The organism is Amycolatopsis sp. lyj-84 (assembly GCF_046549075.1).
In the GTDB taxonomy this organism is placed as follows: domain Bacteria; phylum Actinomycetota; class Actinomycetes; order Mycobacteriales; family Pseudonocardiaceae; genus Amycolatopsis.
Genome location: NZ_JAJPWO010000021.1, coordinates 43,870 through 70,308 on the forward strand (window position 1 = coordinate 43,870; position 26,439 = coordinate 70,308).

At 69.6% G+C, this 26,439-nt stretch carries 21 protein-coding genes; 8 read left to right on the top strand and 13 right to left on the bottom strand.

Annotated elements, in window-relative coordinates; genetic code table 11:
• Positions 1-5: 5 nt before the first annotated feature.
• Positions 6-605 carry a nicotinate-nucleotide adenylyltransferase gene (nadD, locus tag ACLJRM_RS40700; RefSeq protein WP_076166208.1) on the bottom strand — a complete coding sequence of 200 codons (600 nt, stop codon included), beginning with the start codon at positions 603-605 and terminating at the stop codon, positions 6-8.
• A gap of 161 nt (positions 606-766) precedes the next feature.
• On the opposite strand from nadD, the gene ACLJRM_RS40705 reads away from it, so the two are divergent.
• From ACLJRM_RS40705 to argS, 3 genes are all read left to right on the top strand, one after another.
• Positions 767-2,872, top strand: coding sequence for a RecQ family ATP-dependent DNA helicase (locus ACLJRM_RS40705; RefSeq protein WP_101606013.1), 2,106 nt, complete (start codon positions 767-769; stop codon positions 2,870-2,872).
• Positions 2,873-2,995: 123 nt separating this feature from the next.
• Positions 2,996-4,282 (top strand): MFS transporter, encoded by a 1,287-nt coding sequence (locus ACLJRM_RS40710; protein ID WP_410666090.1) that lies wholly within the window; start codon positions 2,996-2,998, stop codon positions 4,280-4,282.
• A 71-nt stretch (positions 4,283-4,353) separates the two neighbouring features.
• Positions 4,354-6,078: an arginine--tRNA ligase gene (argS, locus tag ACLJRM_RS40715; RefSeq protein ID WP_410666091.1), complete on the top strand. Its 1,725-nt coding sequence runs from the start codon at positions 4,354-4,356 to the stop codon at positions 6,076-6,078.
• Here the strand turns inward: argS and ACLJRM_RS40720 are convergent.
• Complete coding sequence (locus ACLJRM_RS40720; RefSeq protein WP_410666092.1) at positions 6,073-7,347, bottom strand: FAD-dependent oxidoreductase; 1,275 nt, start codon at positions 7,345-7,347, stop codon at positions 6,073-6,075. The genes argS and ACLJRM_RS40720 overlap by 6 nt on opposite strands.
• 89 nt (positions 7,348-7,436) lie before the next feature.
• On the opposite strand from ACLJRM_RS40720, the gene ACLJRM_RS40725 reads away from it, so the two are divergent.
• The 3 genes from ACLJRM_RS40725 (at position 7,437) to ACLJRM_RS40735 (ending at position 9,390) form a co-directional block, all read left to right on the top strand.
• Complete coding sequence (locus ACLJRM_RS40725; protein WP_410666093.1) at positions 7,437-8,072, top strand: TetR/AcrR family transcriptional regulator; 636 nt, start codon at positions 7,437-7,439, stop codon at positions 8,070-8,072.
• 92 nt (positions 8,073-8,164) lie between these two features.
• Positions 8,165-8,656, top strand: a complete 492-nt coding sequence (locus tag ACLJRM_RS40730) for a SigE family RNA polymerase sigma factor (protein WP_101613009.1) — start codon at positions 8,165-8,167, stop codon at positions 8,654-8,656.
• 2 nt (positions 8,657-8,658) lie between these two features.
• Positions 8,659-9,390: a hypothetical protein gene (locus ACLJRM_RS40735; protein WP_410666094.1), complete on the top strand. Its 732-nt coding sequence runs from the start codon at positions 8,659-8,661 to the stop codon at positions 9,388-9,390.
• Here ACLJRM_RS40735 and proB read toward each other — a convergent pair.
• The 5 genes from proB to ACLJRM_RS40760 all read right to left on the bottom strand — a co-directional run bounded on the left by proB (position 9,387) and on the right by ACLJRM_RS40760 (position 15,989).
• Positions 9,387-10,496, bottom strand: a complete 1,110-nt coding sequence (proB, locus tag ACLJRM_RS40740; protein ID WP_101606007.1) for a glutamate 5-kinase — start codon at positions 10,494-10,496, stop codon at positions 9,387-9,389. The genes ACLJRM_RS40735 and proB overlap by 4 nt on opposite strands.
• The gene (obgE, locus tag ACLJRM_RS40745) at positions 10,493-11,950 is read right to left on the bottom strand and encodes a GTPase ObgE (RefSeq protein ID WP_410666095.1); all 1,458 of its coding nucleotides are present in this window, start codon (positions 11,948-11,950) and stop codon (positions 10,493-10,495) included. The genes proB and obgE overlap by 4 nt, the downstream gene beginning before the upstream one ends.
• 105 nt (positions 11,951-12,055) lie before the next feature.
• Positions 12,056-12,313: a 50S ribosomal protein L27 gene (gene rpmA / locus ACLJRM_RS40750; protein WP_003067129.1), complete on the bottom strand. Its 258-nt coding sequence runs from the start codon at positions 12,311-12,313 to the stop codon at positions 12,056-12,058.
• 38 nt (positions 12,314-12,351) lie between these two features.
• Positions 12,352-12,666, bottom strand: coding sequence for a 50S ribosomal protein L21 (rplU, locus tag ACLJRM_RS40755; RefSeq protein ID WP_005158538.1), 315 nt, complete (start codon positions 12,664-12,666; stop codon positions 12,352-12,354).
• Positions 12,667-12,836: 170 nt separating this feature from the next.
• Entirely contained in the window at positions 12,837-15,989 is a 3,153-nt protein-coding gene (locus ACLJRM_RS40760) for a translation initiation factor IF-2 N-terminal domain-containing protein (RefSeq protein ID WP_410666096.1), read from the bottom strand.
• Between the two features lie 531 nt (positions 15,990-16,520).
• Here ACLJRM_RS40760 and ACLJRM_RS40765 point away from each other — a divergent pair.
• The gene (locus ACLJRM_RS40765) at positions 16,521-17,951 is read left to right on the top strand and encodes a S8 family peptidase (protein ID WP_410666097.1); all 1,431 of its coding nucleotides are present in this window, start codon (positions 16,521-16,523) and stop codon (positions 17,949-17,951) included.
• Between the two features lie 42 nt (positions 17,952-17,993).
• Here the strand turns inward: ACLJRM_RS40765 and ACLJRM_RS40770 are convergent, their stop codons facing one another.
• From ACLJRM_RS40770 to ACLJRM_RS40780, 3 genes are read right to left on the bottom strand one after another with little or no spacing between them, the layout of a single operon-like run.
• Positions 17,994-18,821 carry an ABC transporter permease gene (locus ACLJRM_RS40770; RefSeq protein ID WP_410666098.1) on the bottom strand — a complete coding sequence of 276 codons (828 nt, stop codon included), beginning with the start codon at positions 18,819-18,821 and terminating at the stop codon, positions 17,994-17,996.
• 1 nt (position 18,822) lies between these two features.
• Complete coding sequence (locus ACLJRM_RS40775; RefSeq protein WP_101606002.1) at positions 18,823-19,638, bottom strand: ABC transporter permease; 816 nt, start codon at positions 19,636-19,638, stop codon at positions 18,823-18,825.
• Entirely contained in the window at positions 19,638-20,552 is a 915-nt protein-coding gene (locus ACLJRM_RS40780; protein WP_101606001.1) for an ABC transporter ATP-binding protein, read from the bottom strand. Before ACLJRM_RS40780 ends, ACLJRM_RS40775 begins: the two co-directional genes overlap by 1 nt.
• Positions 20,553-20,670: 118 nt before the next feature.
• On the opposite strand from ACLJRM_RS40780, the gene ACLJRM_RS40785 reads away from it, so the two are divergent.
• Positions 20,671-21,696 (top strand): M14 family zinc carboxypeptidase, encoded by a 1,026-nt coding sequence (locus ACLJRM_RS40785; protein WP_410666099.1) that lies wholly within the window; start codon positions 20,671-20,673, stop codon positions 21,694-21,696.
• A 59-nt stretch (positions 21,697-21,755) separates the two neighbouring features.
• On the opposite strand, the gene ACLJRM_RS40790 is transcribed toward ACLJRM_RS40785, so the two are convergent.
• The 3 genes from ACLJRM_RS40790 to ndk all read right to left on the bottom strand — a co-directional run bounded on the left by ACLJRM_RS40790 (position 21,756) and on the right by ndk (position 26,439).
• The gene (locus ACLJRM_RS40790; protein ID WP_410666125.1) at positions 21,756-25,100 is read right to left on the bottom strand and encodes a phosphodiester glycosidase family protein; all 3,345 of its coding nucleotides are present in this window, start codon (positions 25,098-25,100) and stop codon (positions 21,756-21,758) included.
• Between the two features lie 128 nt (positions 25,101-25,228).
• Positions 25,229-25,972: a maleylpyruvate isomerase family mycothiol-dependent enzyme gene (locus ACLJRM_RS40795; RefSeq protein WP_101605998.1), complete on the bottom strand. Its 744-nt coding sequence runs from the start codon at positions 25,970-25,972 to the stop codon at positions 25,229-25,231.
• Positions 25,973-26,028: 56 nt separating this feature from the next.
• Entirely contained in the window at positions 26,029-26,439 is a 411-nt protein-coding gene (gene ndk / locus ACLJRM_RS40800) for a nucleoside-diphosphate kinase (protein WP_020629465.1), read from the bottom strand.

A 26,439-nucleotide genomic window follows, 5' to 3' on the forward strand; every position in this document is an offset into this window, starting at 1 on the left:
CCCGGTCAGCCACGGCGGTCCTTGCGATAGAGGTCCTTTTTGGCGATGTAGCGCACCACACCGTCGGGGACGAGGTACCAGACGGGTTCCCCGCCTTCGACCCGTTCGCGGCAGGCGGTGGACGAGATCGCCATCGCGGTCACCTCGACCAGGCTCACCTTGCCGCTCGGCAGATGCTGCGAATTGAGCCGGTAGCCGGGCCTGGTGACCCCGATGAAATGCGCCAGATCGAACAGCTCGTCGGCGTTGCGCCAGGTGAGGATCTGTTCGAGCGCGTCCGCACCGGTGATGAAGAACAGCTGGTCGTCCGGGTATTCCGCGCGCAGATCGCGCAGCGTGTCGACGGTGTAGGTCTGCCCGACGCGGTCGATGTCGACCCGGCTGACCGAGAACACGGGGTTGGACGCCGTCGCTATCACGGTCATCAGGTAGCGGTCTTCGGCCCGGGTGACGACCCTGTCGGACTTCTGCCACGGCTGGCCGGTGGGCACGAAGATGACCTCGTCGAGCGCGAACCGGGACTGGACCTCACTGGCCGCGACGAGGTGTCCGTGGTGCACGGGGTCGAAGGTGCCGCCCATGACCCCGATCCTGCGTGGTGACATGGGTCGTGAGCCTATACACCGCACGAGGCTCCCCGCTCGGGTCGCCGGACCCACCGACAGTGGGTGATCTGGATCACATTACCCTCGGTTCCATGGATGAACGGTCCGTTCACGACATGCCGATCGCGACTTCGTCGGTGGCATGGGGTAGAGGTGGGGACGTGGACACATCGACTCTCCGGGACCGCGCCGAGACCCTCCTCCGGGCATTGGCGGGCGATGGCGCCCGGCTGCGCGAAGACCAGTGGACGGCGATCGAGGCGCTGGTCGCGCACCGCCGTCGCGCGCTCGTCGTCCAGCGCACCGGCTGGGGGAAGTCGGCGGTGTACTTCCTGGCGACGGCGTTGCTGAGGGAACGCGGCGAAGGCCCGACCGTGATCATCTCGCCGCTCCTGGCGCTGATGCGCAACCAGATCTCCGCGGCCGCGAGAGCGGGCATCCGCGCGGTGACGATGAACTCCGCGAACCCGCAGGAGTGGGATCAGGTCCAGGCCGCGATCGCGGCCGGCGAGGTCGACGTCCTCCTGGTCAGCCCGGAACGGCTGAACAACCCCGACTTCCGCGACACCGTCCTGCCGAAGCTGACCGCGAGCGCCGGTCTGCTCGTGGTCGACGAGGCGCACTGCATCTCGGACTGGGGCCACGACTTCCGGCCGGACTACCGGCGGCTGCGGACACTGCTGAAGGACCTGCCCGAGGGGGTCCCGGTGCTCGCCACCACCGCGACCGCGAACGACCGGGTGGCGACCGACGTCGCCGAGCAACTCGGCATCGGCAACGGGGGCGGCACCCTCGTCCTGCGCGGGACCCTGGACCGCGAAAGCCTCCACCTGTCGGTGGCCAAGCTGCCGACTTCGCAAGCGCGGCTCGCCTGGCTGGCCGAACATCTGGAAGAACTGCCGGGCTCCGGGATCATCTACACGCTCACCGTCGCGGCCGCGCACGATGTGGCGGGACTGCTGACGGAACGCGGTTACCCCGTCGCCGCGTACACCGGCAAGACCGATCCGGCGGACCGGCAGGCGGCCGAAGACGATCTGCTGAACAACAATGTCAAGGCACTGGTCGCCACTTCGGCACTGGGCATGGGATTCGACAAGCCGGACCTGGGATTCGTCGTCCACCTCGGCGCCCCGTCCTCGCCGATCGCGTACTACCAGCAGGTCGGCCGTGCCGGACGTGGCGTCGATCGCGCCGAGGTGATCCTGTTGCCCGGCCACGAGGACAAGGACATCTGGGCGTACTTCGGCTCGCTGGCGTTCCCGGACGAACTACGGGTGACGCAGGTGCTCAACGCACTGGCGTACGCGGACCGTCCACTGTCGACACCCGCACTCGAACCGTTCGTCGAGCTTTCCCGTTCGCGGCTGGAGATGGTCCTCAAGGTGCTGGACGTCGACGGCGCCGTCCGCCGGGTGAAGGGCGGCTGGGAAGGCACCGGCGAAGAGTGGCGCTACGACAAGGAACGCTACGCGCGCGTGAGCGCGGCACGGACCAACGAGCAGAACGCCATGCTCGCCTACCTCGAAACCACCGGCTGCCGGATGGAGTACCTGCGAAAGCAGCTGGACGATCCGGAGGCGACGCCTTGCGGGCGGTGCGACAACTGCACCGGAAAGCATTGGGACACCACGATTTCGGATGACGTCGTCGACGCCACCCGGCAACGGCTGCGCCGCCCGGGTGTCGAGGTCGCGCCCCGGAAGATGTGGCCGACCGGGATGGCCGGACTGGACGTCCCGTTGTCCGGACGGCTGCCCGCGGGAGAGCAGGCCGAAACCGGCCAGGTCGTCGGCCGGGTGACCGACGTCGGCTGGGGCACCCGGCTGCGTGAACTCGTCGGCCCGTCCGCGGCGGACGCCGAACTCCCCGATGCGGTCTTCCAGGCCTGTATCGAGGTACTCAAGGGCTGGCAGTGGACGGCGCGCCCGGTCGCGGTGGTGGAAGTGCCGTCCGCCACGCGGCCTCAGCTGGTCCACAGTCTGGCGACGAAGCTGGCCTCGATCGGACGGCTGGAGTATCTGGGCGCCATCACCTCCGCGGGGCCGCCTCCGCGTCAGGCGAACAGCGCGCAACGACTGGCCGACCTGTGGAAGCGGCTCAGCCTTCCCGAGGAACTCGCCGCCAGGGTCGCCGCGGCCGAAGGCCCGATCCTGCTGGTCGACGACCTGATCGACACCGGTTGGACGGTGACCCTGTCCGCACGCCTGCTGCGCCAGGCCGGGGCCCGTGCCGTCTTGCCGTTCGCTCTCGCCAGCACCTCGTGACCCAGGAGCCGTAAGCCGGAAGACACCCCTGCGACCACGAACCGATCCCGGCATTCGACAGGTTCTTTCCCGCACGGGGACTTTCTGGCAAGGTTCCGTCCACGCGCGAGTACGGAGGTACCGATGGCGGACGCAACGACGGAGCGGCTGGGGCATCGGCTCCCGGTGAAGAAACTGTTCGCCGCCAGTGTCGGGAACGCGCTCGAGTGGTTCGACTGGACCATCTACGCGACCTTCAGCATCTACTTCGCCAGCGAGTTCTTCCCGAAGGGCAACGAAGCCCTGGCGTTGATCAACACCTTCGCCACGTACGCGCTGGCGTTCTTCTTCCGGCCACTCGGCGGCATGTTGCTCGGCCGCTTCGCCGACATCAGGGGCCGGAAGCCGGCGATGATCCTGACCATCGTGCTGATGGCGGGCGGTTCGGTGGCCATCGGGCTCCTGCCGACTTTCGATCAGGTCGGCTGGCTGGCCCCGATCCTGTTGCTGCTGGCGAGGGTGGCGCAGGGACTGTCACTCGGCGGCGAGGTCTCCAACGCTTCGGCGTACTTGGGTGAGATCGCGCCGCCTTCCCGTCGCGGGCGGTACTCCGCCTTCTTCTACATCTCGACCGGTTCCGCCGTGCTGATCGCCTCGATCCTCGGTTTCGTGCTCGCGCGGACGATGTCCAAAGCGGACCTGACCGCGTACGGCTGGCGGATCCCGTTCCTGCTCGGCGGAGTTCTCGGCATCATCGGCTTGTGGCTCCGGCGCAGCCTCGTCGAAACCGAGATCTTCGAAGAGACGAAATCCACCGCGCGCCGGGTGGAGCGCCCGCTGCGCACCACTCTGCGCGAGCACCCGCGCGCCGTCGTGCAGCTCGTGGGCTTCTCGATGCTGTCGACCCTCTGCTACTACACGTTCTTCAGTGCCCTGACCTCGTTCGCGGTCAAGACCCGCAAGGCCGACGACGTCGACGTGTTCCTCGCGTTGTCGATCGCCACGGCGTTGTTCGTCGCGCTCCAATACCCGATGGGCGCGCTGTCGGACCGCTTCGGCCGCAAACCGCAGCTGCTCGTCTGGGCGGCGGCGACCGCGATCCTCATCGTCCCACTGTCCACTTTGGTCAGGCCGGGGCTGCCGGGACTGCTGGTCGTGTTCTGCGTCGGACTCTGCCTGTACACGGCGATGACGTCGATCGCACCCGCGATCATGAGCGAGCTGTTCCCCACCGAGCTGCGCGGTCTGGGCATCGGCGCCTGGTACAACCTGACCGTCGCGCTGTTCGGCGGTACCGCTCCCCTGGTGCTCACCGCGCTGTCCGACGCCGGCTTGTCGACGCTGTTCTTCTGGTACGTGGCCGCCGGAGCGGCGATCGCGTTCTTCGTCATCCGGACCCTGCCGGAGACCAAGGGCAGCGACCTGCGCTGAAAACTCCGTCGCCCACGACGCGGCTGGTGGCTACCCTCGCGCTCCTACGACGAGCGTGAAGGAGGGACACCGTGTTGTTCGGCGATGTGAGCGAGGAATTGGCGCGACGCGTGGTGGAGGCCCTTCGCCACGTCACCGACATCGAGCCGCCTGCCGTACTGGTCCGGGTCTCCGCGCGGAGCGGGGTCGACTACCAGTGCGATCTCGCGATGAGCCTCGGCAAAAGGCTCGGCAAGCCGCCGAGGGAGATCGCCGCCGACATCGCGCTGCACCTGGATGTCGCCGATCTCGCCGAGCCGCCGGAGATCGCGGGGCCGGGCTTCCTCAACTTCACGCTGCGCTCGTCCTGGCTGGAAGACCGGACGACCGCGCTCAACGGTGACCCGCGGCTGGGCGCCGTGGCGACGCCGCGACCGCGGCGGATCGCCATCGACTACAGCAGCCCGAACGTGGCGAAGGAGATGCACGCCGGACATCTCCGGCCCACGGTCATCGGTGACGCCATCGCGCGGCTGCTGCGGTTCGCGGGCCACGACGTCATCCCGCACAACCATCTCGGCGACTGGGGCACTCCGTTCGGCATGCTGATCGAGCATCTGCTCGACGAGCGCCCGGAGGGTCCGTACACGATCGGAGACCTCAACGGCTTCTATCGGGCCGCCCGGTCGAAATTCGAGGCGGACGAAGACTTCGCGACCCGGTCGCGGGAGCGTGTGGTCCTCCTGCAAAGCGGTGACGAAGAGACCTTGTCGTTGTGGCGGCATCTGGTCGACGAGTCGACAAGGCATTTCACCCAGGTCTACGAACTCCTCGGGATCGGCCTGTCGAGTGAGGACGTTTACGGCGAGAGCTTCTACAACCCGTTTCTCGCCGCGGTCGTGGACGACCTGACCGCCGCCGGGCTGACCGAGATCAGTGACGGCGCCGTCTGCGTCTTCCCTGACGGCTTCCGCAACCGGGAAGGCGATCCGCTGCCGCTCATCGTGCGCAAGCGCGACGGCGGTTACGGCTACGCGGCCACCGATCTCGCGACCCTGCGGTACTGGACGGAACAGCGGGAGGTCGCCGATCTGCTCTACGTGGTCGGCGCACCGCAGGCACAGCACTTCGCGATGGTGTTCGCCGTCTGCCGGGCCGCCGGATGGCTCCGCGAGGAGCACCGGGCCGAGCACCTCGGGTTCGGCTCGGTGCTGGGAGAAGACGGCCGGGCCATGAAGACCCGGGCCGGCGAGTCGGTCCGGCTTTCCGATCTGCTCGCCGAAGCGGTTTCCCATGCCGCCGAAGTGCTCGAAGGCCGGGGCGACCTCTCCCCCGGGGTCAGGGAAGAGGTCGCCAGGGCGATCGGGATCGGCGCGATCAAGTACGCCGATCTTTCCGGCGATCGCGAGCGTGACTACGTCTTCTCCTGGGAGCGGATGCTCTCCAAGAACGGGAACACCTCGGTCTATCTGCAGTACGCCCACGCGCGGATCCGTTCCGTGCTGGCGAAGGCGGATCAGGATCTCGCCGGTGCGCGGATCCTGCTCGGTCATCCCGCCGAGCGGGCGCTGGCGCTCGCCTTGGCCCGCTTTCCCGAGGCGATCGGCGCCGCGACCACCGGGTATCTCCCCCACAAGCTGTGCACGTACCTCTACGAAACCGCTGTCGTGTTCTCGCGGTTCTACGAACAGTGCCCGGTGCTGGGCGCGGAAGGACCCGGCCTCCGCGATTCGCGCCTGCTGCTGGCCGAACTCACCGCGAAGACGCTGGCGCTGGGTTTGTCCCTGCTGGGCATCTCCACTCCCGCCAGGCTATGAGGTGCCCTGATCACTGAAGGCCTTGCGCTTCAACGGAGGGACGGCTTGGAAGAAGCGGAACATCCCCCGTGCCATCGCGCGGCTCACCCGGTTCTCCGACACGAACTGGCGCGCGCTGCGTTCCGAATCGCGCACCGCCGCGAAGCCGTAGTCCCGCATCTGCCGCTCGTAGTCGGCGACCGCGGTGCGCACGTCGCCGGTCTCGCGCGCGGCGACGAGGTTGCGGCACAACAGGCGCGCGTCCCGGAGCGCGGTGTTCGCGCCGATACCGCGGAACGGCGTCATGCTGTGGATCGCGTCGCCGAGCAAGGTGATGTTGCTCGTCGGCCACGGCGCGACGGGCTTCGACGTGAAGACCGGCAACCGGGACACCGAGCCCGCGGGCGAGCCGGCGACCAGTTCCTTGAACGCGGGATCCCAGCCGTCGATCAGGTCGAGCACGAGAGCTCGCAGGGCTTCACCGTCCCATGAGGACACACCGTCCGGGTATCGCCGGTTGTCCGCGGCGAAAGCCCACATGATGTAGCTCGACGTGTTGTCGAACAGGACGGGGTCGTAACTCGCGGTCTCGTCATTGACCGACGCGGTGCCGTCCAGCTCGTGCGGCGCGCTGAACAGTCCCGCCCCGGTGCGCGGCATCACCAGACTCGGGCCGTCGGTGAGCCTGACGGGCAGGCGTTCCCGGGTCTCGGCGGTCAGCGGATGCTTGCCCGCGATCGCGACGATCCCAGTGTCGATCCGTTCAGCTTCGGGAAGGAACTGTTTGCGCACCCGGGAATTGGCCCCGTCCGCGCCGATGACCAGATCGGCCTCGACGGTGCTCCCGTCGGCGAATTCGCAGACGACCACCTCCCCTTCACGGCGGTAGCCGACGAACTCCTTGCCGTGGTGCAGAACTCCGTCGAGCCCGTCGGACAGCACCTGATGCAGGCTGATCCGGCTGACCGAATGGTGGTTCGACGCGGGATCCGGGCTCCAGGTCAGTTCACTGTCGATCACCATCAGGTCTTTCAACCGTTCGGTCACGAAGCTGAACTCGCCGCCCGTGGTGCCGGTCGTCGCCAGGAACCGTTCCCAGAGTTCGGGTGGCAGGCATTCGTGCAGTGCGGCCGAGCCCTGCGGATTGATGTGCACGCGATAGCCCTGCAGCCGCTCGGTCCTGGTGCGGCTGCGCTCGTGGACGGACACGTCGGCCCCCGCCTTGCGCAGCCCGTGCGCCAGGCAGAGCCCACCCGTACCGCCGCCGATGATCGCGATTCTCGTGGTCATGGGATCTCCTCTCTCCGCCGACCACTATCAACCGGACGGATAATAAAGTCAACCAAACGTTTGAACGAGTCAGCGGCTAAGGTGACCCCATGTCCGAAGCCGCCCCGCGCAGTCCTCGTCGCGCCCCCGTCGAACGCCAGCGCGACCCCGAGCGCACCAAGGCACAGCTCTTGGAGGCGGCGAAAAGCGAGTTCGGCGCGAAGGGCTACGCCGCGGCACGAGTCAGCGAGATCGCCGCGAGGGCGGGCGTGAACAAACAGCTGATCTCGTACTACTTCGGCGGCAAGGAAGGCCTCTACAACGCGCTGACCGCGACGATGTACGACGACTACGTCGCGGCCTCCGAGCACGACATGCCGTTCGCGGAGTCGATCCGGTTCTTCGTCCAGTCGGGGATCCGGGACCACGATCTCGCCAAACTGTTCCTCTGGGAGAACCTGACCGACGGCGCCCCCGACGCGATCGGCGTCGAAGGCCAGCGCGGCTTCCTCGAGCGGCAGGTGGAGTACGTGCGGGCCCGCCAAGCCGCGGGAGACTTCCCCGCCGACCTCGATCCGGCGTTCCTGCTGGTGATCTTCATGGCCGCGGCCAGTGCCACGCTGGCGTTCCCCCGCGTCGTCCGGGCCGTCTCGGGCCAGGATCCCCAGTCGGCCGAGTTCGTGGAGGCCTACGGCGAGCAGCTGGCACGGCTCATCGGTCACCTCGCCGATCCCGGGAAGCGATAGCAAAGGTCCCTTGCTCCCCCGTCGCGGAATCACTTGAACCTTTCGGACGCCTTCCGGACTAGAGAGAGTGAGACGAGGGGGAGGTGACCGGTGTGGGACAAACGAGAGACGCCGACTTCAGTGAGTACTTCGCGGCCCGCGTACAACGATTCCGGCGACTGGCGTTCGGCATGTGCGGCGACTGGCACGGCGCCGAAGACCTGGTGCAGGCCACGTTCATCCAGCTGTACCGGCGTTGGCGGCGGATCAGGCCGGACACGGTCGACGCCTACGCGCGCCGGATCCTGCTCAACCTCTTCCTTTCCCGAAGGCGGAAACACGGCCGGGAGCTGGTGACCTCGGCGCCTCCCGACCAGGCCGCGCCACCGGGCTACGACAGCCACGACCGGATCGACCTCGAACGGGTGCTCAGCGGCCTGACACCGCGCCAGCGCGCGATGGTCGTCCTTCGCTTCCTCGAAGACCTTTCGGTCGCCGAAGTCGCCTCGTTGCTCGGCATCGCCGAAGGCACCGTCAAAAGCCAGACCGCCCGCGGGGTCGAGGCACTGCGCGCCGTCCTGCCCTCCCCGACGAGCAAGGAGTAGTCATGGAAGACCACGATGTCCGCTCCGCGCTGAAGGAGTACGTGACCGGAGCGGAGCCGCCGATCGGGCTCACCGGCGACGGTGTGCTCACCGCGGGCAGGCGGTCCCGGCGACGCCGTCTGACGACCATCGTCGCGGTGGTCGCGCTGGCCGTGGCGGGATTCCCGGTGGGCACCGCGCTCATCGCACTTCCGGACCGGGCCGAACCGGCCTCGATCTCACCCTGTGGTGAAAAGTCACCCGAGGAGACCCCGAAGGCGGTGACCGCTCGCTTGGAGTGCCTGCTCGACCAGGCGATCCGCACGTATGTCACCCCGGCGGACCCGCTCAAGCTGGAAGCCTATCCGGCGACGGACAAGACGCTCTACGTCATGTCGGCCGAGGTGAGCGACCGGACGGGTTCGCTCTACGTGGACCTGGCGACCAACGACGGCACACTGCTTTCGGCGGGAACCGCTTGCGAGGTCCAGGAGCCGACTCCGACCACGTGCTCGGCGAGCCTGATCCGCGGCGGAACCCTCGTGGAGACGACGATCAGGAAGCCCCGCAACCCTGACTTCGTCATCTACCAGGCCGCCTATCGCACCGCGCAGGCACTCGTCGTCGTCAGTTCCAGCAACTCCACCGAAGCGGGAACGGACGCACAGCCGTATCCGCCGGGGCAGCGCGAACTGCCTCCCCTGACCCAAGCTCAGCTCCGCGAGATCGCCCTGACCCCGGGCCTGGTGCCCTAACGACGCAAGGGGACGAGGTCGTCCGCGTGGACGACCTCTCGCCGCTGCTCGGCGGGGAGGTCGTGGCTGGAGCGGCCGATGAGATCGGGCAGTTCGCCCGCGTCGAAGGCCACGACCCCTCTCGCCACGGTCCGCTGCCGGAGGTCGACCAGGTCGACGACGTCGCCCGCCTGGAAGTCCCCTTCGACACCGGTGATCCCGGCGGCGAGCAGGGAACGGCGGCGACGGACGACGGCCGAGACCGCGCCGTCGTCGAGGTGCAGTTTCCCGGACGCGCCCGCGGCGTAGCCCAGCCAGAACCGGCGGGCCGACAGCCGGGAGTCCGCGGCGGCGAACGCCGTGCCGACCTCGGCGGTGGTGAGGGCGCGTGCGGCTTCGGAAGCGGCGGCGAGCAGGACCGGGATCCCGGCGCCGGCGGCGGTGCGGGCCGCGGCGAGCTTCGAGACCATGCCGCCGGTGCCGAGCCCGGAGCTCGACATGCCGACGGTGATTCCGTCCACATCGGACTCTCCGGCGACCTCGGCGATCTTGCGGGTCGCGCCGTCACGGGGGTCTCCGTCGTACAGACCGTCCACATCGGACAGCAGGACGAGCGCGTCGGCGCCGATCAGGTGGGCCACCAAGGCGGCCAGCCGGTCGTTGTCGCCGAAGCGGATCTCTTCGGTGGCCACGGTGTCGTTCTCGTTGACCACCGGAACCGCGCCGAGGGCCAGCAAGCGGGTGAACGTGTTCTGCGCGTTGCGATAGTGGGCCCGGCGCACGACGTCGTCCGACGTCAGCAGAACCTGGCCCACCGTCAGGGAAAACCGGCCGAACGACTCGGCGTAGGCGTGGGCCAGCGCGAGCTGGCCGACACTGGCCGCGGCCTGCTGGGTGGCCAGGTCACGCGGTCGCTTGCCGAGCGCGAGCGGCGCGAGTCCCGCGCCGATCGCCCCCGAGGACACCAAAACGATCTGCGTGCCGCGAGAGACCCTCTCGGCGATCGCGTCCACCAGCGCGTCCAGCCTGGCCACGTCGAGACCGTCGCCGGCGGTGGTCAGCGCGGAGGAACCGACCTTGACGACCACCCGCTTCGCGCCGGCGATCGCATCACGGGCAGAGCTCACTCGTCGTCCGCCTCGTCTTCGACACCGTCCGGGCCGTCACGACGGATCCGGCGGGCTTCCTTGCGATCGGAGGCACCGATCCGGCTGTTGTTCTCCAGCCGCACATCCGTGCCACGGCCCGACATGTGCACCGCGACCCCGGCCGGGGTCGACGGCTCCCATTCGAACTGGACGTCGCCGATGGTGACCGGGCTGCCCGGCACGGCTCCCTTGCGGGCCAGCGCTTCCTCGACACCGAGGCGCTGCAACCGGTCCGCGAGGTAGCCGACGGCCTCGTCGTTGGCGAAGGTCGTCTGGCGGATCCACCGCTCCGGACGGACGCCGCGCACGATGAAGGCGCCTTCCTCCTCCGGGTCGAGCTCGACGGTGAAGCCCGCGTCGTTGACGGCCATCGGCCGCAGCACGACCTTCTCCGGCTCGGGTTCCGGCTGGTCGGCGCGGTACTTCTCGACCACGGCGGCGAGCGCGTAGGTCAGTTCCTTCAGCCCCTGGCGGGACGCCGTGGAGATCTCGAACACACTGAGCCCGCGGGCTTCCAGCTCCGGGCGGACGAACTCGGCGAGTTCGGCGGCGTCCGGGACGTCGATCTTGTTGAGCACCACCACCCGCGGCCGGTCGGCGAGGTCGCCGCCGAGACTCGGGGTGTAGCGGGCCAGTTCCTCTTCGAGGGCGTCCATATCGGACAGTGGGTCGCGCCCGGGCTCGAAGGTGGCGCAGTCGATGACGTGCACCAGCACCGCGCACCGCTCGATGTGGCGCAGGAAGTCCAGACCGAGGCCCTTGCCCTCGCTCGCGCCGGGGATCAGGCCCGGCACGTCGGCCATCGTGAACACGGTCGATCCGGCGGTGATCACGCCCAGGTTCGGCACCAGGGTGGTGAACGGGTAGTCGGCGATCTTCGGCTTGGCCGCGGACAGCACCGAGATCAGCGAAGACTTGCCCGCGGACGGGAAGCCGAGCAGGCCGACGTCGGCGACCGAACGCAGTTCCAGGACGAGGTTCCGGCTCTCCCCCGGCTCGCCCAGCAGCGCGAATCCGGGCGCCTTGCGCGTGCTGGAGGCCAGCGACGCGTTGCCGAGGCCGCCACGGCCGCCCTGGGCGGCGATGAAGGTGGCTCCGGAGCCGACCAGGTCGGCCAGGATCTCGCCGCCCTCGGTCATCACGACGGTGCCCGACGGGACGCGCATCTCCAGCGTGTCGCCCGCCGCTCCGGAGCGGTTGCCGCCCTGGCCCATCTTGCCGTTGCCGGCGCGGGCGTGCGGGCGGAAGTGGAAGTCGAGCAGCGTGTGCACGTTCGGATCGACGATCAGCAGCACGTCGCCGCCGTTGCCGCCGTTGCCGCCGTCCGGGCCGCCGAGGGGCTTGAACTTCTCGCGGTGCACCGAGGCGCAGCCGTTCCCACCGTCACCGGCGGTCAGGTGGATCACCGCACGGTCCACGAAACGGGACGCCATGACTTGCCTCTATTCACTCGCGAAAAGGGATACATAAAACAAACGAGGGGTGGGCCCGGATATTCCGGCCCACCCCTCGTCAGAGGTCTAACTAGAAGCCGAAGTTCAGGCTTCGGACGGCACGATGTTGACCGTCTTGCGGCCACGCTTCTCGCCGAACTGGACCGCACCGGCGGCCAGCGCGAACAGCGTGTCGTCGCCGCCGCGGCCGACGTTCACGCCGGGGTGGAACTTGGTGCCGCGCTGGCGGATCAAGATCTCGCCCGCGTTGACTTCCTGGCCGCCGTAGCGCTTGACGCCCAGTCGCTGCGCGTTCGAATCGCGACCGTTGCGGGAGCTGGACGCACCCTTCTTGTGAGCCATGGCTCAATCCTCTTTCTGACGAAGATCCGGAGAAAGTTCTACTTGGAGATGCCGGTGACCTCGACGCGGGTCAGCTTCTGCCGGTGACCCTGGCGCTTGTGGTAGCCGGTCTTGTTCTTGAACTTGTGGATCCGGATCTTCGGACCCTTGGTCTGCTCGACGACCTTGCCGGTGACCGAGACCTTCGCCAGAGCGTCGGCGTCCGTGGTGACGTCGCCACCGTCCACAAAAAGGACTGCGGGGAAGGTGTGCTCGGTACCCGGCTCGCCTTCGAGCTTCTCGACCTCGACGACGTCGCCGACGGCCACCTTGTACTGCTTGCCGCCAGTCTTGACGATCGCGTACGCCGACACGGAAGTCTCCTGCTTACTCGACAACGGGTGGGGGCTTGCGTGACCGGCCCACCGGATCTCTCTCGGTGGTCCATGTTCCGCGCAAGGTGCCCGCCGCTAAGTGGCGGGCCGTTCTACAGGTTACGGGGGGCTCCCCGGTGCGATCACACCGGGGTGCCCCTCGGTGTTCACTAGCTCTTTTCCGACGCCTTGACCGGGGGACCGGCCGGCCGTGAGGCCGTCCGTCGCGGACGACGGCGGGTGGTGGAGCGACCGGCCGGGGCCGGGACGTCCACCTCGGGTTCGGTCTCCTCCTGAGCCGCCGGAACCTCGGGCTCGGAAACCTCTTCCGTCACAACGGTCTCAGGAGTCACCGGAACCTCGGAGGCTTCGGGCTCCGGGCTCGATTCCCGGACTGCAGCGACCTCTTCTTCGCGCGCGGCCGGAGCCTCGTCGTCCGGAGTCGTCACCGGTTCACCGGCGAGCTCGGTCGCGGGCGCCTCGGCCACCGGCTCGGAAACCGGCTCAGCGGCCGCCTCGGCCGCCTGCTCGACGGTCGCCTCGGTAATGGGCTCCGAAGCTTCCTTCGCCGGCTCAGCAGCCTGCGGGGCGTGGCCGTTGAGCGCGGCGCCTTCGACGTTCTCGGTGACTTCGTGCGGGTGCTCGCCCTTGGCGGCTTTGGCGGCGTTGGCGACGGCGTGGACCGCCGAAACCACCGACTCGCGCTGGCCGGAAGCCGGCGGAGCCTCGGTCTTGGCCGCCACGGGCTCGTTCTGGCCCTGGTCTTCGCCCTTGTTCCGGCCGCGAGACCGGCGGGAGCCCTGCTCCTTGCCGCCCCCACCACTGCCACCACTGCCACTGCCGCCACCGTGGCTGTGACCGTTGCCACCGCCACCGCCACCGCCACCGGTGCGCTGCGGTTCGGTCGAGACGACCACGCCGCGGCCCTTGCAGTGCTCACACGGCGTCGAGAACGCCTCGAGCAGCCCGGTGCCGATCTTCTTGCGGGTCATCTGCACCAGGCCGAGGGAGGTGACCTCGGCGACCTGGTGCCGGGTGCGGTCGCGCCCGAGGCATTCGGTCAGGCGGCGCAGCACCAGCTCACGGTTGGATTCGAGCACCATGTCGATGAAGTCGATGACGATGATGCCGCCGATGTCCCGGAGCCGGAGCTGGCGGACGATCTCCTCCGCCGACTCCAGGTTGTTCCTGGTCACCGTCTCCTCGAGGTTTCCACCCGATCCGGTGAACTTGCCGGTGTTGACGTCGATGACCGTCATCGCTTCGGTGCGGTCGATGACCAGGTAGCCACCCGAGGGCAGCCAGACCTTGCGGTCCAGCGCCTTGGTGATCTGCTCGTCGATCCGGTGGTCGGAGAAGGCCGAACCGGTGCCCGTGTACCGCTTGACCCGGTCGGCCAGGTCCGGCGCCACGTGCTGCACGTAGTCGTAGATGGTGTCCCAGGCCTTGTCGCCCTGGATCTCCAGCTTCGCGAAGTCCTCGGTGAACAGGTCGCGCACGACCTTGACCAGCAGGTCCGGCTCTTCGTAGAGCATGACCGGGGCGCTGTTCTTCTTGCCGCCGTTGCCGGCTTCGGCCTTCTCCTTGATGACGTCCCACTGCGCCTTGAGGCGGCGGACGTCGCGGTCCAGCTCTTCCTCGACGATGCCCTCGGACGCGGTGCGGATGATCACACCGGCGTCCTCGGGGACGATGCGCTTGAGGATGTCCTTCAGGCGGCGGCGCTCGTTCTCCGGGAGCTTCCGCGAGATGCCGGTGGCACCGCCCGCGGGCACGTAGACCAGGAAGCGGCCGGGCAGCGAGATCTGCGTGGTCAGCCGGGCGCCCTTGTGCCCGACCGGGTCCTTGGTGACCTGGACCAGCACGGAGTCACCGGTGGAGAGCGCCTGCTCGATTTTGCGGGCCTTGCCCTCGAGCCCGGCGGCGTCCCAGTCGACCTCACCGGCGTAGAGCACGGCGTTGCGGCCGCGGCCGATGTCGATGAAGGCGGCCTCCATCGACGGCAGCACGTTCTGCACGCGGCCCAGGTAGACGTTGCCGACGATCGAGCCGGTGCCCGACGACGTCACGAAGTGCTCGCACAGGACGCCGTCCTCGAGCACGCCGATCTGCGTGGACTCGCCCTTCTCGGCGACGACCATGGTGCGCTCGACCGACTCGCGGCGGGCGAGGAACTCGGCCTCGGACAGGATCGGCGCGCGGCGGCGGCCCGCCTCGCGGCCGTCCCGGCGGCGCTGGCGCTTGGCCTCGAGCCGGGTCGAGCCGCGCACGCTGCGGACCTCGTCCCGCGCGGGACGCTCGGTCTCGGCGGCCTTGGCCTGGCGCACGTGGACGACCGTGTTGGGCGGGTCGTCGCTGGTGGACTCGGCGTTGTCGTCGTCCCCGCCCTTGCGGCGGCGGCGGCGACGGCGGCGCTTGCTGCCGTTGTCGGAATCGGCGTCGTTGTCCGAATCGGACTCCGCCGAATCAGCCTCGGCCGACGCCTCTTCGGCGGTCTCGGACTCGGCCTCGTCGGCGTCCTTCTCGTTCTTGTCGCTCCGGTCCTTCCCCCGCGGCTGACGGCCGCGAGGAGGCTCGGGCTGCTCGTCTTCGTTCTCGGACTCGGCCGAGTTCTCGTCGCCGCCCTTGCCGCGGCCACGGCCACGGCGCCCGCGACGGCGGCGGCGACGGCCGTTGGCGTCGTCACCGTCGTCGTCACCGTCCTGGTGATCGGCCTGCTCGGCCGGTGTCTCGTCCTCGTCGGCGACGGTCTCTTCGGTCGGGGTGAAGGCCGGTTCCGGCTTGCGGACGGGCTTCGCCGCGACCGGCTCCGGCGGCAGGAACACCGGCGACGGCGCCGCGAACACCGGAACGTGCACGGCGGCCTTCGACGGCCTGGTCGACCGCTGCGGCTGCTCCGGGGTCACCGGGGCGGCCAGCGCGGGCGGGACACGCTTCGAAGGTGCCTCCTCCTGCGGGACGGGCTCCGGCTTGACCTCGGGCTTCGCTTCGGCCTTGACCTCGGGCTCGGAAGCCTTCGGCGTCTTGACAGGAGCTGTCTCGACAGGAGCCTCGGCGACCGCGGCCGCTTCGGTGGTCTCGGGCTCGTCTCCGCCGGTGAGGGCCTCGGCGAGCTTGATGGCCACATCGCGGGTGACGCTGGACTGCGCGCTGCGGACGGTCTCGCCGAGCTCACCGAGCTTGGCCATCAGTTCACGGCTGTTGGATCCCAGGAGCTTCGCCAGGGCGTGCACCCGGATCCGGGGAGGCAGTTCGGCCAGCTGGCCTGCGATGGGTGTGGCGGTATTCCCGCCGGTGACGGCGGGTGTGTCCGCGTTCGACATATATCTCCTCCGCCCCCGGGCGCGTCGGCTGGCTCACACCGGCTCGACGCGGCCGCGCAGGGGCCCCTTTCTGTTCGTTCCGCCGTGGTGGTCACCAGCAGCGGGAATCCTTGCCCGGCACCGCGACGGCGCCGGGATTGTCCGGGCGCCGCGTACGGCTGAAGGTCTGCTCGGCGGAGCGCTGGCCACGTTCGCGACATCGGGCCGCCCGCCACGTCGTCGAGCCGCATGCAGCGGCGACGCGTGTGGAGGATGTGCAGCACACCACCGGGCCACGGGACCGCGAGCACCACCTCTCACGTGTGCCCGTCGGCCAGCGGCCAACGCGAGTATCCCACACCCCGGCCCCACTCCGGTGTACTCGGTGCCACAGACCTGACTCCCGGGCGCGCCGCGACCACCGGCCGAGCGAACTTCGCGGGAGAGCTTGTCGACCCGGCCGAGGGTGGCTAGCGTGCCGCTCGGGGGTACCGAAGTCCAGCCCAGGCCGCGGTGCCCTCGTTGTCCCCCTGTTCTCCGGTGGGAGGTCCGGTGTCCCTGCTGGGACGGTCCCTGCGAGCAGCCGTGTGCGCCTTCGTGGTGCTCTGCGGCTCGGTCGCCGCTGTCTCGACGGCGGACGCGGAGCCATCGTGCCATCCCCAAGGACGGGCGCTGCGCTACGTCGTCGCCTTCGACAGGGGCACCACCGAAGCCGAGGCCAGGACCGCCATCGCCGACGGCTGCGGCAGCACGACGATCTACTACCCGCAGATCGCGGTGGCCGTCGCGACCTCGGCCGACCGGGACTTCGCCGAACTGGTCCGGCCCGCCGCCGCGTTCAGCGCGCAGGCGGAACGGCTGGCGGTGCAGCGGGCCAACGGCACCCCGTCGGCCAAGGCCGCACCCGCTCGCGCCGGACTCGAACCGACGGATCCGGCGAAAGTGGACACGGCCGACCGCACCGGCGAGCAGTGGGACATGCGCGAGATCGGGGCCGACAAGGCCAGGGTGATCGAACGGGGCAGCAGCGACGTCGTCGTCGGCGTCCTCGACTCCGGTGTCGACGCCGCCCACCCCGACCTGACGACCGCGCTCGACCCCGGCAAGTCGGCGGGCTGCCTGACCGGCGTGCCCGACCGGAACTGGACCGCGACGACGTCGGTGCACGGCACCCACGTGGCCGGGATCATCGCCGCGGCCGACGACGGCAAGGGCGTCACCGGGGTGGCGCCCGGGGTGCGGATCGCCTCGGTGAAGGTGATCGACGACCGCGGGTACGCCGACCCCGAGGCCGCCGTCTGCGGACTGATGTGGGCCGTTTCACAGCGCATGGCCGTGACGAACAGCAGCTACTTCGTCGATCCGTGGTCGCTCTCGTGCGCCCACGACGACAAGCGGGGCGTGGTGAACGAGGTCATGGCCCGCGCCGTCGAGTACGCGACCTCGGCGGGCACGCTCAACGTCGCCGCGGCGACCAACGAGGCCGTCGAGCTCGCGCCGTCGGCGCGCTCGGGTGCCCGGACCCAGGCCGAAGGCTGCCAGGCGCTGCCCGCCGGCCTGCGGGACGTCGTCGCGGTGTCGTCCGTGAGCGCGGAGCGGGTCAAGGCCGGCTACAGCTCGTACGGACTCGGAGTGATCGCCGTGACCGCGCCCGGCGGCGAGGCCGGGCGATGCGTGCTCTCGACCGTTCCCGGCGGATACGCGCCGCTGTGCGGGACGTCGATGGCGGCGCCGCACGTCGCCGGTGTCGCGGCCCTGCTCGCTTCGGAACACCCCGGCTACGGCGCCCGCCAGCTGAAACGGACGCTGGACGCGCAGGCGGCTCCGATCGCGTGCCCCGCCGACTACGACCTCACCGGCGACGGCTCGCAGGACGCGTACTGCACCGGGTACGCGGGCTTCAACGGCTTCTACGGACACGGCATGGTCGACGCGCTGGCCGCCGTGGCGCCCCGGCAGCCGGGCGCGAACGCGGCCCGGTGAGCTTCGGCGTCCCGCGTTCAGTCCTCTGAATGCGGGACGAGGTCAGCGCAGCAGGAGCTTGCCGAACCGCCGCGACGCCCCGTAGATGCCGATGACCGCCAGCGCCAGCAGGTACGCCACGTTCCCGACCATGCTCCACGACAGCACGCCGACCGAGAGGCCGCGCATCAGCTCGATGCCGTGGTACAGCGGGAAGATCCGCACGATCCACTGGATCGCCTCGGGGTAGACCGACAGCGGGTAGAAGGTCGTAGAGAACAGGAACAGCGGCATCAGCACGAGGTTGATGTAGTCGAACTGGGACACCGACCGCAGGAAGGTCACCAGCACGATGCCGACGGCGGAGAACGCCATCGCGATCAGCAGCGCCGCCGGGATCATCAGCACGGCCCACCAGGACCCGGGCAGCCCCATCGCGGTCATCACGCCGAGGAAGGTCACCGAGTAGATCCCGCCGCGCAGCACCGACCAGCCGACCTCGCCGAGCGCGATGTCCAGCGGCCCGATCGGGGTGGCGAGCATGGCGTCGTACAGCTTCGCGTACTTCAGCTTGAAGAACAGGTTGTACGTCGAGTCCAGGATCGCGCCGTTCATCGCCGACGCCGCGAGCAGACCGGGCGCGACGAAGGCGACGTACGTCATCGTCTGGCCGCCGGGGCCGACGACCTCGCCGACGAGTTTGCCGAAGCCCAGCTGGAAGGCCATCAGGTAGAACAGCGGCTCGAAGGCGCCGGACACGAACAGCATCCAGACGTGCGAGTACGTCAGGAACGTGCGTTCCAGCACCGCCTTCGAACGGCCGCTGTACATCGACGGCGGCAGGACGCGCAGCAGCACCCCGCGCCGCGGATCCCCCGTGATCACAGCCATTTCAGACCACCAGCCGTCGGTAGAAGTACTTGTGCGCCAGCGCCCAGCCCGCACCGGCCAGCACCACCAGGAAGGCGAGGTGCCCCAGCGTGGCGAGCGGTCCGACGGTGCCGAGGCTGACCGCCCTGGCGGCCTCGTTTCCGTGCCACAGCGGGGAAATCCAGGCGATCCACCGCAGTGGCACCGGCAGTTCGGCGATCGGGAAGAACGTTCCGGAGAACAACGTCATCGGGATCAGGACGAACCTGAACACCAGGCCGAACCGGGCTCCCTCGTCGTACGTCGTCGCGGCCAGCGCCATCATCGGGGTGCCGCAGGCGATGCCGGTGAGCGTCCCGATCAGGATGACCGCGAGCACGCCGAAACTCGTCCACGAGCCGAACAGGGCGGCGATCACGGCGTAGATCGACCCCGCCAGGGTGAGCCGGATCCCCACCCAGATGATCTGGCTGCCGAGCACCTGTCCCGGGGTGATCGGGGACGCGGTGACGGCCACGTAGCTCTGCTGCCATTTGAACCCGGACAGCACCGGGTAACTCGACTCCCCCACCGCCAGCTGCGCGCCGCCGGCGACGAGCAGCGCGGGCGCGACGTACTCGAGGTACGAGAACCCGCCCGTCGCGGCGCCCGCCTGCACCTGCGAGCCGAAGCCGAGCCCCATCGCGGCCAGGAACAGCACCGGCTGCAGGCCCGTCGAGTACAACGTCGACAGCCAGTACCGGCGGTACCACATCCAGTACCCCTCGACCCGCAGCCAGGCGCCGAGCCAGGTCGACACCACGCGGCCCGTGGAGGCCTTCGTCTCCGCTGTGGTCATCAGTCCACCAGCGTCCGGCCGGTGAGGCGGAGGAAGACGTCCTCCAGCGAACTCCGGCGGACCAGGCTCGACAGCGGCCGCAGCCCGCGCGCGTGCGCCTGTTCGAGGGTGGCCTCGCCGGTCATCGTGTAGAGCAGGACACGGTCCGGCAGCACCTCGACGCGTTCGGCGAGGCCCTCGATCTGCTTCGCGGCCGACTCCTGCTCGCCGTTCGGGAAGCGCAGTTCCACGACCTCGCGGGTGGAGTACCGGCTGATCAGGTCGGCGGGCGAGCCTTCGGCGGCGATGCGGCCGTTGTCCATCACGACCAGTCTGTCGCAGAGCTGCTCGGCCTCGTCCATGTAGTGCGTGGTGATGATCAGCGTGGTGCCGCCCGCCTTGAGCCGGAACAGCCTGTCCCACAACAGGTGGCGGGCCTGCGGATCCAGCCCCGTCGTCGGCTCGTCGAGCAGGAGCAGCTCCGGGTCGTTGACCAGGGAGCGCGCGATGGTCAGCCGCCGCTTCATCCCACCGGAGAGCGAATCGACCTCCGCGTCCGCCCGGTCGGTGAGCTGGGCGAACTCCATCAGCTCGTCGGCCTTGCTCCGCACGTGCGAGCGCGAGAGCCCGAAGTAGCGGCCGTAGATCTGCAGGTTCTGCCGGACGGTGAGCTCGGTGTCCAGGTTGTCCTGCTGCGGCACCACCCCGAGCCGGGCGCGGATCTTCGGCCCCTCGACGTCCGGATCCATGCCGAGGACCCGCAGGTCGCCGTCGCTGCGGGGGGACACGCTCGCGATCATCCGCATGGTGGAGGACTTGCCCGCACCGTTGGGCCCGAGGAAGCCGAACGCCTCCCCCGGGCGGACCTCGACGTCGATCCCGCGTACGGCCTCGAAGTCGCCGAAACGCTTGACCAACGCCTTCGCCTGCACCATCGCCGGTCCGTGCTCTGCATCACCCACGGTTGGCACCCTAGGACCTGCTACCGACAAAATTCGACCGGTTTAACCGCGCCCTTGTTGGACGGTCGCGGCTCGTCGATACTCACCGACCATGAGTCTCAAGCCCAGAATCGCCCTGTTGTCCGTTTTTGTCAGCGCCGGGCTCCTGGTGGCGCCCGCCGCGCAGGCAGCCGAGACCGCCGGGACCACTGTGGACGGTCGGACCGTCGACCCGCGTCCCTCCACCGCCAAGCTCGCCTTCGAGCTGCACAAACTCGCCCTGCTCAGCCACGGGAAGATCCGCGTGGACAAGATCGGCCGCAGCAACGAGGGCCGTCCGGTGTGGGCGGCCAGGGTCGGCCACGGCAAGACCCGGATCCAGTACGTCACCCAGCAGCACGGCGACGAGCCGCTCGGCACGCCCGCCGCGCTCGAGTTCCTGCGCCAGGTCGGCGTCGGGCACAGCCCGTGGGCGCAGAAGCTGCTCTCGAAGGTGACCGTCGACATCGTCGTGCGCGCCAACCCCGACGGGAACGAGCGCGACTGGCGCTACAACTACGACCCGGACGCCACTCCCGAATACGGCGAGAAGGGCAAGGGCTACGACATCAACCGGTACCACGACCCGGCTGTCGCGCCCAAGGACAACCCGGCCACCGAAGCGGGCCTGATCCAGCGGCGGAACGCGTCGTTCGAGCCGGACATCATGGTCGACTACCACATGCAGGGCCGGTACAAGGATGCCAACGGTAGGGAGATCACCGCGTCGACGCTGTGGCCGACGAACGCGGGCGTGAAACAGTCCGATGTGGACTTCGCGAAGCAGATCGCGGTCGTGGTGCAGCGGTCGATCGACGGCAACGGCGGCTATGTGTCGCAGTACCCCGGCGGTGACTACCAGGGCATCGCGCGCAACGGGTACGGGCTGCTCGGCAACGGCAGCGTGCTGATCGAGCTGAGCCTCATCCCGGAGCGGGAGCAGGCGCAGATCCAGGACGCGCTGGCGTCGATGCTCGCGATCGCGAAGACCGCGGCCGACGGTTCGGTGCGGAAGGTGGACCCGGCCAAGGCCGACGCGATCCCGCCGCGGGGTCCGGCGCTGCCGGGCACGGTCGAAGAGGCGCACGAAGCCGCTTGAGGGACGCTATGAAAGTCCCCTTCATTGCAAATTTTGCAATGAAGGGGACTTTCATAGCACTACCGGACGGTGATCGAGAGGATCTTCGCCACCCCGTTGACGGTGACCGAAAGGTTCGCCACTCCCGGCCGCAGCGCGGTCAGCACCCCGGTCGCCGGGTCGAAGGACGCGACGTCCCACGGCATCGCGGGCAGGAAGCCGTCGGCGACGTGTGTGCCCCAGCCGCCCTTCCAGTCCGCGCTGACCGGGTACGAAACCGGCACCTGACGCGCTCCCTGCGTCACCGCGGCCCGGATGTCCGCCTTCTCCCCGCGCGCCAGCGACGAGGGCCCGGACAGCGTCAGCGCGTCGACGTTCGGCCGCGTCTCGAACCGCACCGGCTGTGCCTTGTCCCCCGGCTCGAACCGGACCATCGTCCAGCCGACGAAACCGCCGTCACCGGGGGCCGCGGCGGGTGACTTCCCGGAGTTGCCGTTCACCAGGTACGGCACGCCGTCCGCGCGCGACAGGTTGAAGACGCCCGCGTGCGAAGCGATCGCGGCCGCCTGCTTGCCCGACTCGCGTTCGAAGGCGGTCAGCCAGCCGGTCAGCATGGCGGCCTCCTTGCGGTCGGCCAGTTGCGAGTTCCCGGTGGGACTCGGGTCCTTGACCGGATGATGCATCGCGACGGCCACGCCGCGGATCCGCCGGTCGGCCTTCGCGCCGTCGAGCGCCTCGCGCAGCATCCGGATCTGGTCGAACCCGCCCGCGCGCAGCGAACCGCGCGAGGAGTCCATCAGCACCAGCCGGATCCCGGCGACGTCGACGACGCGATGGGTCTCGCCGAACGCCGCCTGGAACTCGGCGAGCCCGTGCCCACCGTCGGCCTCGTGGTTGCCGGGCACGTAGTACCAGGGTGTCTTGCCGACGAGTTCCTGATCGATGATCGAACGGGCCAGCACGAAGTCGGCCGCCGTGCCGCGGTCGACGAAGTCGCCGTTGATCAGCACGAGATCCGGTTTCGCCGCCACCGCCTCGCGCAGCGCGCGCCGGGCCTGGGCGACCAGCGGCCCGTTCGGCTCGTCGGCGGTGAACTGCGCGTCGCTGACCACGGCGATCCGCAGCCCGCCGGTCGCGGTGCCGTCGGTGATCAACGCCGGGTCACGCGGCGCCGGGTCGGTGGGGACGGCGGCCGCGGGCGCGACCTCGAAGGTGAGGTCGTCGAAGACCAGCCGTCCCTCGTACTGCTGATCCGGGACGTTCTCGACGGCGTAGAACTTCGTCAGCCGCTGCCCGTCGGGGAGACCGGCCGGGATCGCCGCGCGGACGTAGCGCCAGCCCGTCCAGTCGACGCTCAGCGTCAAGTCCACAATGGACGGAACGTTGGCGGCGTCGCGGAGTTCGGCCCGCAGCCAGGCCCCCTTCGCGTCACCGTTGACCCACAGGCCGACACGCTGGGTGCCGGGCGGCAGCGTGATCGGCGCCGCCGAGTTGACGTAGGCCGCACGCGTGGCGTTGGTGCCGTTCAGCCGGTAGTCCAGCGCGAGACCGCGTCCGCCGTCACGGCCCGCCGCCTCGGAAAGCGCGGCGCCGACGACAGCCGGGAAAACGCTGGCGCTCCAGCCCGCCGGGCCGTCCAGCGACGCCACCACACGGGATTCCGTGCCGACGGACGCCGCCAGATGCGTCACCTTCCCACCCGCCGTGGCGGTGATCGCCGAAGCGCCCGAGGCCTTCAACGCGGTCACCGCGAATCCGTCGCCGGACGGCTCGATCCGCACCACGGCGGGGTCGTAGTCGAGTTTGACGTCGTCGGGCTCGATCCACGTGCCGTAGCCGTCGGCGTCGTAGCCGAGGACCTTGAACGTGCTCTTCGCGCCTTCGCCGGACAACGCGACCTGCTCGGTGCTGGTGCCCAGCCGGACGGGTGAACCGAGGACGTTCAACGTGGCCTTGCCCAGGACGCCGCCGCGCTTCGCGTAGACCTCGACGTCCGCGGGCGCGTCGGGCCGGAACCGGTCGGCGTGCGCGGTGAAGACACCGTTGGTCACGGTGCCGCGGAAGGGATTCGTGCTGACCCACTGGGCGGAGACCGTGACGGCGGCCCCGGTCTCGTCGTGCGCGCCGGCGGTGAGTTTCCGCGTCAGCCCGGAAAGCACGCGAGTCGCGTCGGCGGTGTCCTGTGCGGGACGGGGCGAGAAGCCGGTCAGGCGACCGCTGCCGGGCACGGTGGTGACGCCGATCCCGTTGGGCACCAAGCGTTCCCCGCCGTCCGACGGCGAGTTGCGCACGAGCGGCGCCTTCTCGCCTTCCTCGCGGGCGAGCATGGTCGACGAGCCGCCGCCGTCGAGGTTGATGGCGTCGTCCGCGCCGAGCGACTTCAGGTGGCGCGCGAGTTCCAGTTCCGTCATGCCGCGGCTGTCGGCCTGCCGCCCGTCGACCGTGGCGAGCCACATCTTCGTGCCGTCGGCGGAGAACCCGACCGCCGTCCGCGGGTGCATGGCGACGTTGTCGACCGGCTGGATCGCGCCGTCGCGCAGCAGGACGACGTTCCCGCCGATCGAGACGGACAGCTTGCCCGCGTCGCTCTTCGGCGCGTAGGCGACACCGACCCGGTCACCGGTCTTCAAGCCGGACAACGCGTCCACGCCGCCGTCACGGGCGAGCAGGACCGTCACGCCCGCGGCGATCGGGCCGTCCGCGGGCTGCGGCCGCACCTGCGTGACAACACCGTCCCGGAGCTCGATCTCGACGACGCGCCGGGCGCCCGCGACCGAAGTCCGCCGCGACGACGCGCCCCACAGCGGCGTGTAGACGCCGATCGCGTCACCGCCCAGCACCGGGCTGTTGAAGTTCGACGCGGGCACGATCTTGCCGTCGGGCAAGGTGATCGACGCGTCGAGGAACACCTCCGCGAGGCGTGCCTTGCCTTCCTCGGTGATCGACGCGGTCAGGTTGTGGCCGCGCGCGGGCGCCGTCTGGAGTTTCCCGGCGTCGACGCCGACGCCGATCGGCGCGCCGGTGGCGTTGATGTCGAAGAAGTCGCCGTTGACCCCGGCGACCGCGCCGGACCTGGCGACCTGCTGCGAAAGCGGCGTCCGCGCGGAAACCGTGCCAGGGCTGAGGTACGCCGGTTTGAGGGTCTTGCTGGTGAGGTCGACGGCGAGGGTGTCGCCGCGGATCCAGCCCGCCGGGTCGTACCGGTCGAACTCGGTGAGGCTCAGGCCCGGTGCCACGCGCGAAGTCGCGCTGGTGGTGACGAGACCGTCGTCGGGCGCGGCCACGGCGTACGCGGACGGGCCCTCCTTCGCCGAGGAGGCCGCGGGGGCGGCTTCGACGGGCGCCGGACCGAGCGGAGCGGTCAGCGGATCGGCGTGCACCGGCGCGGCGATCAGCGAAACCGGCAGCAGGGCAGCGAGCAGCAACAGGCGTGATTTTCTCACGAATTACCCCACGATCGAGTGACAGGCGGCTCCGCCCAGCACAGCGGACGCGAGCCGCCAGGAGAAGACCCCGAGGTGAACGTGAACCGAACGGCGTAGGGCGCCGAAGCTCAGGGAGTGAAAGGCCCGGCGAGGAAGGTCTCGGCGGCCGCGACGTCACCGGTGATCTCGAGGCCCGACTCGGCGAGACCGACCCGTTGCCACAGCAGCAGATCGAGCCCTTCCGCGGGACCTTCGACGACAGCGCCCGCCGCTTCGGCGGGGTCGGCCTGTCGCGAGCCGGGAACGTCGTCTTCGCCCGGCGGTGTGATCAACCAGGCGTGTCCGGTGTCGGACGTCTTCAGCAGCAACGGAACGGTGACCACCGGCGGGGTGTGCCAGCGCTTCACCTTCGGCAGCATGCCGACGAGGACCTCGTCCGCGCCGTCGGCGGCGACGGACGGGTCGAGGGTGTACGGGGTTCCGGCCGCGCGGTGCGCGTCGAGCAGGTGCACCGCGGTCTCGTGGACCTGGCGGCGGAACCAGAAGGCCTTGATCTTGGCGGCGGCGGTGAAGTTCCAGGCGCGGTCTTCCGGGGAGGCCGCGCTCAGGGCCTCGATCAGGCCGTCGGCGCATTCGCGGTACCAGGCGGTGAGGTCCGCATCCGGTTCGACTTCGAAGATCTGCGGGGCAGGCTCACCGGTCCGGGCGATCTCCGTCGCCCAGCGATGGACGTTGCCGAGGTGGACGACCAGGTCACGCAGGCTCCAGTCGCCGCAGCACGGCACCGGCGAGGCGTGGTCACCGGTGCTCGCGACCTCCGCGAAACCGGCGGTGAGTTCCCGCAGCCGTGCCAGGTACTCGTCCGGTGTCATCGCCACTCCCCCAGATCCGTGGGTGACGCGGTCTTCCCGCGTCACCCACGAGTGTGTCAGACCTCGGGGAACCAGAGCTTGAGCTCGCGCTCGGCCGACTCCGGGGAGTCCGAGCCGTGCACCAGGTTGTACTGGGTCTCCAGCGCGAAGTCGCCGCGCAGGGTGCCCGGGGTGGCCTTCTCGACCGGGTCGGTGCCGCCGGCGAGCTGGCGGAAGGCGGCGATGGCGCGGGGGCCCTCGACGGCGAGCGCGACCAGCGGGCCCGAGGTGATGAACTCGAGGAGGTCGCCGAAGAACGGGCGCTCCTTGTGCTCGGCGTAGTGCTCCTCGGCGACCGAGCGCTCGACGGTGCGCAGTTCGAGGGCGACGAGCTTCAGGCCTTTGCGCTCGATGCGCGAGATGACCTCGCCGACGAGGCCGCGCGCGACGCCATCGGGCTTGACGAGGACCAGCGTGCGTTCAGTCAC